Here is a 9,423-nt window from a genome sequence, read left to right on the forward strand (position 1 = left end):
CTTTCCTAACGCTTTCTGCTTTTAGCTGGTGCACTTTGTGTATAGCCATAATCCATTATTGCCACTTCTTTGTTTGGGGTATTTATGGAGTTGGTGTTTTTTGCGTTTTGTTGTGCTTGTTGTTTAGCTCTTTCTTTTTCTAAACAAGCTTGATAATGGGCTTTGGCTCTAGCTTGTTCTAGTTTGGCAAATTCAATCCAAGGCTCATCATTTCCCTTACTTGGTGTTTTTTCTTGGTTTTCTTGTCGTTCTTTCAATCCAGCATGATTTTTAGGGTTATAATCTAGCCATGGTTCATCAGGGTGTGAGACTTTCTTAGGTTCTTCTTTAGCGTGTGGCTCTTGAGTAGCTCTATTTTGTTCTATAGCTTGGCTTTCTTTTGCGTTCTCTTGTTGTGTAGCTGTGTTATTAGTTTGTGGCTTAATGCTCTCATTAGCTTGAGTAGTGGCTTGTGTGTTTGCTTGAGACACGCTTTCATAAGCTTGTGAGCTAGTAGTCTCTTGTGCTTGTGAGTTTTTTGTTTCTTGTTGAGCGTTTTCATTAGCCTTATTTTGTTCTTTAATAGCATTCACTCCCACACTTTGAGTGGTGCTATCTAAATTTTTGAGTGTTTTTGCTTGTTGCTTGTCTAAATGCTTTCGCATCACTTCATACACTCTGTTATCCATAGGCTCTAAGCTGTCTTTAGATTTAGCTAAATAGTCTTTTAAGACTTCGTGGTGTTCTTTTTCTAATTCATGCCCTAAAATAGATTTAACGCTTAATTGTAAGCCCTTATCTTGCATGTGCTTATTGCCATGCGCTTGTTCTAAGCAATCCTTAATCAAATTGATATGCTCTTTAGTAAGCTTTGTAGGTTCTTTTTGGCTCACCACTAATAAGACTTTTAACTCATCTTCATTCATGTGGTTTTTAGCGTAATTTAAAAAGCTCTCTTTAAAATCAAGCTTGGTTTTAATCCTTTTTTGTTTAATGTCAAGCTCAGTTTGTTTGAAGAAACTATGCAAGTTAGCGTATTTGTCTTTAAGGTCTATGTCATTGTTAGGGGCAATCTTGGGCTTTTCTTGCTCTTTTTCTGTGTGTTTGGCTTGTTCTTGTGTGTTAGTTTCTTTTTCATTAAGCTGGTTGTTTTCTTCTAAAGCAAGAGAGGCGATTTTACTTGTAGTGTTCTCACCTGTGGGTCTTGAATAGTCAATCTCATTAGCTCTTAAATAGTTAGCAACTTCGTTTGTTTCATTTTTTAGGATTTGCAAACTTTCTAAAAGCCCTAAACTCTCATCATCTAAACCTTTCTTGATATTGTTATCCCTTAATGTTTCTAACTCTAAGTCTTGCTTATTTGATAGTTCTTCTTCTTTGCTTTGCTCTTGTGCGACTTGTTGCTCATAGAGAGTATCAGGGTTTTGGCTTTCATTGTATTGCTCTAGGGCTTTATTTTCACCCTCTAGGGCGTATTTTTCTAGTTCTTGTTTGGCTAACTCATTTTCATTCTCTGTGATACTAATTTCTTCGGCTCTTTTGATATTGTCTTTTGTATTAGAGATTTCATTTTTTATGCTCTCAATGACTTCTGGCATAGAAGAAATGTCATCTTTTAAGCCCTCTTGGCTTAAAGACTTGATTTCTTGTTCTAAAATGCCTAAAAAATTAGTGGGGTCATTTTTAGAATTTTTAACTTCATCTAAAAAACTCTCTAAAAAAGCGTCCTTTCCATCATCACTCCAAGCTTTCCACGCCTTTAAAAATCCATTGATAAAATCTTGCATTATCTGCCCCTGCCTTTAGATTGAGTAAGCACTACTTCATCATTAGCAAAGTAGTGGTCATACTTTTGTTGCTCTGCTCCTTTATTAAGAGTTTGTTGCAACATCGCTAACATTTGGGGATTGTTTTGAGCCATTTCAAGCATTTTGTTAAATTGCTCCATATTCATTTCACTATTATTGTTATTCTCTTTAGTGTTGTTTTCTTTGACATTATTTTCTGTGTTAGGAGTATTTTCAATCTTATTCTCTTGCTGATAGCTTTGAGAAATGTGGTATTGCTTTCTTTTTTCAGAATGGGTTGCTCCATATTGCTCCACATAATCTAGCACTTTCTTATATTGGCTTTCATTTAAATGCTTGGATAAATCATAAATCACCAAATTTTGATTATTCATAGAGAAAGTATTGCTAATGTATTGTGTTCTTAAAGTTTTAGGGTCTAATTCTTTAAGCTTAGTTTTGTCTAGCGTTTGAAAAACATTGACATTGTAGAGATTTTTAATCTCTAAAGTCGGCTCTATATCTATCTTTTCTTTTTTAAATTCGTAAAAGGGCGTTTTGCCATCTTGCATATACTTGATATTGCCCTCTTTGTCTCTTTGAGGAACTTTTTCATTCTCATAAATCACTTCGCCATTAGAATAATGCTTAAGATTGCCCTCTTTGTCTTTAAGGGGGATTAAATTACCCTGTTCATCTCTTGCTTTAACATAGCGCATTTCATAATCTCTAATATAAGCAATACTTGCCTTATCATAAAAGCCATTAGGATTATTTTTACTCTTAGTGTTGTTTTTAATATGCTCCACTTCTTTAGGGTTTGCCCCAAGTTTTAAGGCATCATCTAAACCTACCCAAACATTACTCTCATAGCCATTCTCATGTTGCTTGGCATCTAAAATAAGAGAATTTAAACCATTATAAGCATTGCCAGCATTACCATTATAAGCTCTATTATTTGGCTTAAACTCTAATCCAGATTCTAAACTTTTAGCAATTTCGCTCGCTAAAAACCTAGCAAAAACCTCTTTTTGCTCTTTAATATCCATTTCATTCCACGCTTTCATTTAATGCTCCTTGTTTTTATTGACTTCATTTTCTAAGGAATGTTCTAACTCTATTTTTGTTTCTTGTTCGCTTTTAGGCTCTACTCCCATTTGCATAAACTCTATCATTTGCCATTCATTCATAGGGTATTTTCCCTCTTTAAGTTCTAAAAAATCTTGTGTCATTTTCTGTCCTTGTCTTTTAAAAAATCTTTTTAGAATGTCATAAAAATTACAAAAAAATCAAGGTCTTGACTTTTTTAAAATTTTCAAGTGTGTCATCACACATATACCACTTTTTAAGCTAAATTTAAGCAAAAAACGCAAATGTGTGATGACACATTTTTAAGGTTAAAACCCTATAACCCCCTAAAATACGTAACCTAAACTTAAAGTAAATGAAAAGTAAATAACCATAAAAATTTAATGAAAAAAGTTAAAATTTAAGCTGATTTTAAGCTAAAATGATAGTTTTTTACTGATTTATCATGTTTAATATTATCTTTTTTTAAGAAAAATGCTAGTTATCATGCAATAATATCAAACTAAAAGCCCACTCAAAATTCTTTGAATACAATTAGTAACTTAATTTTTTAAATAATTCAATAAGTAAGATAAATAATAATCTATTTTTTTAATATTAAAATATTCAATTAAAGACTAAATACTTATTAAATAGTAATAACTTAATTATCTCTTACTAAATTTAATTATTTATTATATTTATATAAATAATCTTAAATAAGTAAATTATTTAAAGTTAATTCAAATTGTATAAAACTATGCTATACTACTAAAATAATCTAATTAAGGAAGTAGCATGACCATTTGTATTGCTAATGAAAAAGGGGGGAGTAGTAAAAGCACGCTTTGTTTAAACCTAGCGGTACAATTACTCAAAGACAATAAAGAAGTGGTTGTTTTAGATACAGATAGCCAAAAGTCTATGGAAACTTTTACAGAAATCCGTTCAAATAACGAATATAAAACTTTTAGCTTATTTAATCGTAGTAGTGGGTTTAGTGATACCTTAAAACAAATGGTATCTAAGTATGAAAATATCCTTATTGATACTAAGGGGGAATATAGTAAAGAAACCCAAAAGGCTATGCTTTTAAGTGATATTGTGCTAGTGCCTACAACTCCTAGTCAATTAGATACTGAAGTGTTAGTTAACATGTTAGAAAGGATAGAACAACTCCAAGAGCTTAATGAAAACCTAAGAGCCTTAATCATCATCAATAGAATGCCTACTATTCCTACACTTAAAGAACGCAAAGCTTTAATTGATTTTATTAAAGAAAATAACCCTAGCGATAAAATCACGCTTTTAGAAAGCTCTTTGAGTGAGCGTATTGTTTATAAGCGTAGCGTGAGTGAAGGTTTAGGGGTCATAGAATACAGCGATAAAAAGGCTATCAATGAGTGGGTTAATTTTTATAACGAATTAAAAAGCCATTTAGAAAAAGAGAAAAGACATGCGTTTTAGAAGAGTTAAAAAGCACAAAAATAAACACAATAAGGAGCATACAAGTATGGATTTACAACAAATTGATGAGCTAGAAAAGAAGTTTGAAGAACAAGAAGAACAAGCCCAAGATACCCCCCTAAAACAAGAGCCTAGCACAAAGGAAGTAAAAATCCCTAAAAAAAGGGGGCGTAAAAAAAGCTTGTTAGATGAAGATAAGAAAAAGAGCTTTAACATTGCCTTTAGTCCTTGTGTGATAAAAGAACTTGATGAATTTTTGCTAGAATTTGGCTCATTTAAAGAGACACGAAGCACTTTTATTGAAGAAGCGCTTATTAGGCATTTAAAATACAGAAAAAACACCCAAGAGCAAAAACTCTTAAAACAATTAGAAAAATTACAAAAAAATGGCAATAATGAAAACAATGAACTTGAATGAATTTTTTACTAACAAGGTAATCTACAAAGACACACCCTTAAAACTCAAAGAGAAACTAGAGCAAGAAATTAGCCAAGCTAGTTTAAAAAAGAAGTTAGTCCTAGCTAATGCCTTAGCTAATATGGTGTTTGCTAAAATAGATAATGAAAATGCCCCTAAAATTCTTATTTCACGCTTTATGTGTAAATTTAATCCTATTGATTATAAAAGCACTATTCCTAGTGATTTTCGCCCCATAGATGAAGAAGAATATGAAGACGACTTAGAATGGCTCAATGAAGAAAAAGAAGATAGGCTCTTTAATTACTATCTATTTTTAAATGGCGTAAAAGAAAGCGATTTAATAGAAGTAGTTTCAGAAAGCATAGAAATCTATGATGAGTGCATGATAGAAATCGCTCAAAATATCCTTAAAAATAAGTTCTCTTATGACATTGACTTGTTACAAGTTTTAATAGAAGGGTATGCTAAAGAGATTATGGAGTTTTTAAATAACGAGCTTACAAAAGAAAGTTTTAAAGAGCTTTTAGTAAGTAAGCGTATTAACTAAACCTTGTTAGGCTTAAAAAATAGGTTTTTAATAGTTTTTCTAAAACTATTAAGCACTATGTAATTAATATAGCACTATAAAAACAACTAAACACTATCAAATACCCACTCAATAAGGTTACTTATCGCCTACGCTTAGGTGTGTAGGTGTTTTCATTAGAATTGTCTAGGCTATTATCATTATTGCTATAGCCTTGTTGCTCTTGCAAGGCATTAAGGGAATGAGATTGTTTTTCAAGTTTTTTATGTATTAGTTGAGCCATTACCCCTAATTCTAGGGCTGTTTCTTCTAAGTCCATAATTTGATTTAATAAAGCATCTAGTTTTACATCTACTAAATAATCGCTCACTAATTTATCAGGGTCTTTGCTAAAATCTTTTAAGCGACTTGCTAAATCTAAGTTAAAATGTTCTTCATAATGCTTGGCTAAAAAATGCAAATCAAATAAATCTCTAGCTTTAGTTCTTGTATGCTCCCCATCAAAGCAAGCACAGAGTTTGTTATCAATAATACGCTCTATTTTAGCAATTCGCATTCCCTCAATCACATTGACTTCGCTCTCTTTTGGTGCGTCTCTATAAGATATTTCTAATTTTAAAGTTTGTTCTTCTTTATTGTCTTTGGTAGCATAACGCACCATATAACGCCCCACACTATCAGTGTCTTTTTTAATATGAATATCATTTAAGATAATGCCATTAGGAATAGCGCTCTTTACTCTGCCTAAGAGATTGATTTTTTTATGACAATCAAAGTCTAAATCTTCTGAAAAACGATTTAAGCCATAGCCTAGATACAAAGCTGTTCCGCCTTTTAATACCATAGGGGTGTCGGCTAGATTTTTAACAATGGCTCTCATCAGTTTTTCATGATTAAGAGCTTGTTCGCTTAAACTCACTCTATAATGGGGTTTCTTGCTATCCATTTATTCAAATTCTCTCTTTCTTGCTTGTTTAATTTGGGTTTCATCACTTCTATAAGAGCATAGACACTCTCTTTATCTTCAATACTAGGAAACCATTCATCTAGCATAACAACCCCTAGCTTTCCAGTTTGCAATACAGAAACATAGAGACAATCTACACAAGCTCTTGGATGCTCTGCAATATAAGTGGGAGTATGTTTAGGGTAATAGCCCATTTTATTGAGCCTTGCTGTGCCATCTATAATGCCTAGATTGCCTAGTAGTTTATTAGTATTATGAGCTTGTTTTTCACCATAGATATAAACCCCTATATCATCAAACGCATTCTCCATTAAAGCATAGCTACTATGCCAATCTCCTGTGCCTTGTGGGCTATGGATATTTAAAGCCACAATAGAGCTAACATAGACTTCTTTTGAAGTGGGTGGAATATAAAGCATGCTAAACTCCCTCATTAGTTTTAATTAGGTTCTAGTTTAGCAAAATTTCACTTACTACTTCTTATGATACTCATTGATAAAATCCCCACACACTTTCATACTATATTTAAATCCTTTGGGGAGCTTGACATTATGCTTTTTAGCTAACATCTCAGCAAAGTTAATTTGTTTAGGCGTAGCGGGTCTATTTTCATCATTATTAGAGCTACTAGCCTTTTTGTTGTTTTTCTTAAAAAACTCATGCTCTTTAATGTATCGGTCTAAAAACGCCTTAGCCACTCTGTTGTCTTCTTTGTAGTTTTTAAACTCTTCGCTTAAATTTAATTGCAAATCTCTTAAAATATTTTCTATATAAGTGATTTGTCCTTCACTGCTAGGTTTTATCTCATCATCATTTCTTTCTAGCTTTTCAATCTTAGGGCATTTAGAATTTAAATTGCTGATAAAATCCACATAAGAGCTTTTATTTTCTACAATCTCATCTAGCACTTCTTCCATTTGTTTAGTATAGGTCAAATCAATAATGAATTGATAAGCATTTTCAAACACTTCTACCACTCTTTTACCCTTATGTGTAGGCGTAATAATGTGTTTTTTATCTTGGCTAATGCTGATATATTCTCTTTTTACAAGCGTAGGCAAATAGCTCGCATAAGTGCTAGGTCTGCCTATGCCTTTATTTTCTAAAAGCTTGACAAAATCTGCCTCTTTATAAGCACTTGGGGCATTTCTTTTAATGGTGGCTAAAACTAAGTCATTTAGACTTAACACATCATCAATTTTTAGATTAAATTGTGCGTTTTGTTCTTTTTCTTTATTGTCTTTATCATCGTTACTTTCATCATTTTTTAGCTCTTTTTTAGAAAACATTGCTAAAAATCCAGCGCTTTTTAAACCCTTTACAGAACATTTAAAATACTCGTTTTTGATTTTAAAGAGCAAATCTTGCTTGTCATAAATGGCATTCTTGCCTTGACTTTCAATGGTTCTTTCAAAAATCAATCTATAGAGTTTTAAAGCGTCTTGATTAGTGATACTAGCATTATAGACTATGCTTTCTAAATCTTCGTATTTGTGGGGGTGCGTGATACGAATGGCTTCATGAGCTTCTGCTTGGCTTTGCTTACCAGCCTTGTATTCTCTTTTTTGATACACTTCTTTATAAATAGGTGCATAAAAGCTCTCTGCCTCATCTAAAAACTCCACGCTCAAACTTTCCGCATCTGTCCTAATGTAAGTAATCAGTCCAGCCTCAAAGAGATTTTGAGCTAAAGATTGCACTTCGCTAATACTTAAACCAAGCATAGAACTTGCTTTTTCTAAAAGCGTAGAAGTGATAAAGGGCTTTTTAGGTTTAGTCTCTACAACAGAGTTTTTTAAATCCTTTAAAAGACAAGCTTTATTATCCTTTAAGCTCTCAAAGAGTTTTAAAGTCTCTTCTTTATCATTGAATTTAATCTCTTCGCCCTTTTCATCACAATGCTTGATAGTTACTTCTCTGTTAGCACTATCGTTAATCTTAGCTTGAATTTGATAGCTTACTTTCTCATTTTCAGGTAAAGCCTTAAATTTTTCAATCTCTCTGTCTCTATCTACAATGAGTTTTAAACAAGGGGTTTGCACTCTTCCAGCACTAGAGCCTTTCATTTGCCCTAAAGCTTTGCCTAAATAAGGGGAGAGCGTAAAACCTAAAAGCATATCAGCCACTCTTCTAGCTAAGGCACTTTGATACATTTGCTTATTAGTGTTTTCAAATAAAAGAGCATTTTGTAAGCCTTTGTTAATCCCACTTGGTGTGATTTCAAAAAACTCCGCTCTATAAATAGAACTAGCTATTTTTTTAATCTTTTCATAAAAATGATAGCCTATAGCATAACCCTCTCTATCAGGGTCAGTAGCAATATAAACCTTTTTATTTTTACATGCCTCTATCATCTCAAAAATACGTTTTTTCTTTTCTTGGTCATAATCAAAAGTCGGCTTAAAGTTATTGTTTTCATCATAGCTTTTAAGTTGCATAAAATGCCCTATGGTAGCAAAGACCTTTGCTCCTGTGATTTCTTTAATCTTAGCCACTTTATTAGGGCTTTCAATAATAATAACGCTATCTTTCATTTGGTTGCTCCTTTAAAATGGAATTTCATCTGTTATTTCTATCTCTTGTAGAGATAATTTGTATTCTTGTTTATGTTTAGAGGCTAAACTAAAATTTTTAGACTGATTTTCAAATCTTAATAAACGCTTACTAAAATCATTACTTGATTGAGTGTATTTTTCCATTCGCCGTTCTTCTTCTAAATAAACGCAAATCCTCTAATTCTTTTTTAGCTTGTTCAAGTTTTTTGTTTAGCTTTTGTAGGTCTTTGTTGATTTTACTCAAGCGTTTTTCTCTCAAATCTAGTTTAGAGCTTGTTAGATTTTTTGCTAGGCTGTTTCATCTTCTGCTCCTTGATTGAGTGGTTTCTAATTCTTCTTCTTCGTTTTCGTAGTAATCAACATTATTAGTAATTGCAACTTCCTTAGAATAGATAATTTCAGCTCCTTTTCCTATCTCTTTCTCAATCACTTGTTCTATATGTTGTTTTACTTCATCATCGTTCTTTGTGTTCCCCTTAATCTCTTGTTCTTTATTGCTGTTTTCAATTTCGGTTATTGTCAGGCTCTCATTCTCTAAGCTCGCTCTTTTTTCAGCGTTCAAATTCTTTAAGACTTCTTTAGATTTAGGGTTGAACACAGGCTTATAATCTCTGTCTTTGCTCATTTTGGCTAAATCGTCTATTAGAGTTTTA

Annotated in this window: 9 protein-coding genes and 1 pseudogene; 3 read left to right on the plus strand and 7 right to left on the minus strand. The window is 32.4% G+C overall.

The window, feature by feature from the left end; genetic code table 11:
• Positions 1 to 5: 5 nt before the first annotated feature.
• From EAL49_RS04890 to EAL49_RS08260, 3 genes are read right to left on the minus strand one after another with little or no spacing between them, the layout of a single operon-like run.
• Positions 6 to 1,766, minus strand: coding sequence for a hypothetical protein (locus EAL49_RS04890; RefSeq protein ID WP_120829348.1), 1,761 nt, complete (start codon positions 1,764 to 1,766; stop codon positions 6 to 8).
• Complete coding sequence (locus EAL49_RS04895; RefSeq protein WP_120829349.1) at positions 1,766 to 2,833, minus strand: ArdC family protein; 1,068 nt, start codon at positions 2,831 to 2,833, stop codon at positions 1,766 to 1,768. The genes EAL49_RS04890 and EAL49_RS04895 overlap by 1 nt, the downstream gene beginning before the upstream one ends.
• Positions 2,834 to 2,998, minus strand: a complete 165-nt coding sequence (locus tag EAL49_RS08260; protein ID WP_000189763.1) for a hypothetical protein — start codon at positions 2,996 to 2,998, stop codon at positions 2,834 to 2,836.
• Positions 2,999 to 3,632: 634 nt separating this feature from the next.
• Between EAL49_RS08260 and EAL49_RS04900 the strand changes: the two genes are divergently transcribed.
• From EAL49_RS04900 to EAL49_RS04910, 3 genes are read left to right on the plus strand one after another with little or no spacing between them, the layout of a single operon-like run.
• Entirely contained in the window at positions 3,633 to 4,301 is a 669-nt protein-coding gene (locus EAL49_RS04900) for a ParA family protein (protein WP_120829350.1), read from the plus strand.
• Between the two features lie 46 nt (positions 4,302 to 4,347).
• A complete protein-coding gene (locus tag EAL49_RS04905) occupies positions 4,348 to 4,719 on the plus strand; it encodes a hypothetical protein (RefSeq protein ID WP_048945690.1) in 372 nt (123 codons plus the stop codon).
• Positions 4,697 to 5,269 carry a hypothetical protein gene (locus tag EAL49_RS04910; RefSeq protein WP_120829351.1) on the plus strand — a complete coding sequence of 191 codons (573 nt, stop codon included), beginning with the start codon at positions 4,697 to 4,699 and terminating at the stop codon, positions 5,267 to 5,269. Before EAL49_RS04905 ends, EAL49_RS04910 begins: the two co-directional genes overlap by 23 nt.
• 121 nt (positions 5,270 to 5,390) lie before the next feature.
• Here EAL49_RS04910 and EAL49_RS04915 read toward each other — a convergent pair whose 3' ends face one another.
• The 4 genes and pseudogenes from EAL49_RS04915 to EAL49_RS04930 all read right to left on the minus strand — a co-directional run.
• Positions 5,391 to 6,194 (minus strand): nucleotidyl transferase AbiEii/AbiGii toxin family protein, encoded by an 804-nt coding sequence (locus EAL49_RS04915; RefSeq protein WP_000377503.1) that lies wholly within the window; start codon positions 6,192 to 6,194, stop codon positions 5,391 to 5,393.
• Entirely contained in the window at positions 6,164 to 6,634 is a 471-nt protein-coding gene (locus tag EAL49_RS04920) for a hypothetical protein (RefSeq protein ID WP_205583462.1), read from the minus strand. Before EAL49_RS04920 ends, EAL49_RS04915 begins: the two co-directional genes overlap by 31 nt.
• Positions 6,635 to 6,688: 54 nt before the next feature.
• Positions 6,689 to 8,749 carry a type IA DNA topoisomerase gene (locus tag EAL49_RS04925; protein ID WP_120829353.1) on the minus strand — a complete coding sequence of 687 codons (2,061 nt, stop codon included), beginning with the start codon at positions 8,747 to 8,749 and terminating at the stop codon, positions 6,689 to 6,691.
• A 319-nt stretch (positions 8,750 to 9,068) separates the two neighbouring features.
• Positions 9,069 to 9,423, minus strand: a pseudogene (locus EAL49_RS04930) (DNA methyltransferase); the annotation flags it as partial.

Source organism: Helicobacter pylori, from assembly GCF_003637665.1.
In the GTDB taxonomy this organism is placed as follows: Bacteria; Campylobacterota; Campylobacteria; order Campylobacterales; family Helicobacteraceae; genus Helicobacter; species Helicobacter pylori_CK.

Coding starts and splice junctions, on each gene's coding strand:
- EAL49_RS04920 (WP_205583462.1), bottom strand. CDS start 6,634: ATGCTTTATATTCCACCCACTTCAAAAGAAGTCTATGTTAGCTCTATT.
- EAL49_RS04905 (WP_048945690.1), top strand. CDS start 4,348: ATGGATTTACAACAAATTGATGAGCTAGAAAAGAAGTTTGAAGAACAA.
- EAL49_RS04915 (WP_000377503.1), bottom strand. CDS start 6,194: ATGGATAGCAAGAAACCCCATTATAGAGTGAGTTTAAGCGAACAAGCT.
- EAL49_RS04890 (WP_120829348.1), bottom strand. CDS start 1,766: ATGCAAGATTTTATCAATGGATTTTTAAAGGCGTGGAAAGCTTGGAGT.
- EAL49_RS08260 (WP_000189763.1), bottom strand. CDS start 2,998: ATGACACAAGATTTTTTAGAACTTAAAGAGGGAAAATACCCTATGAAT.
- EAL49_RS04900 (WP_120829350.1), top strand. CDS start 3,633: ATGACCATTTGTATTGCTAATGAAAAAGGGGGGAGTAGTAAAAGCACG.
- EAL49_RS04895 (WP_120829349.1), bottom strand. CDS start 2,833: ATGAAAGCGTGGAATGAAATGGATATTAAAGAGCAAAAAGAGGTTTTT.
- EAL49_RS04925 (WP_120829353.1), bottom strand. CDS start 8,749: ATGAAAGATAGCGTTATTATTATTGAAAGCCCTAATAAAGTGGCTAAG.
- EAL49_RS04910 (WP_120829351.1), top strand. CDS start 4,697: ATGAAAACAATGAACTTGAATGAATTTTTTACTAACAAGGTAATCTAC.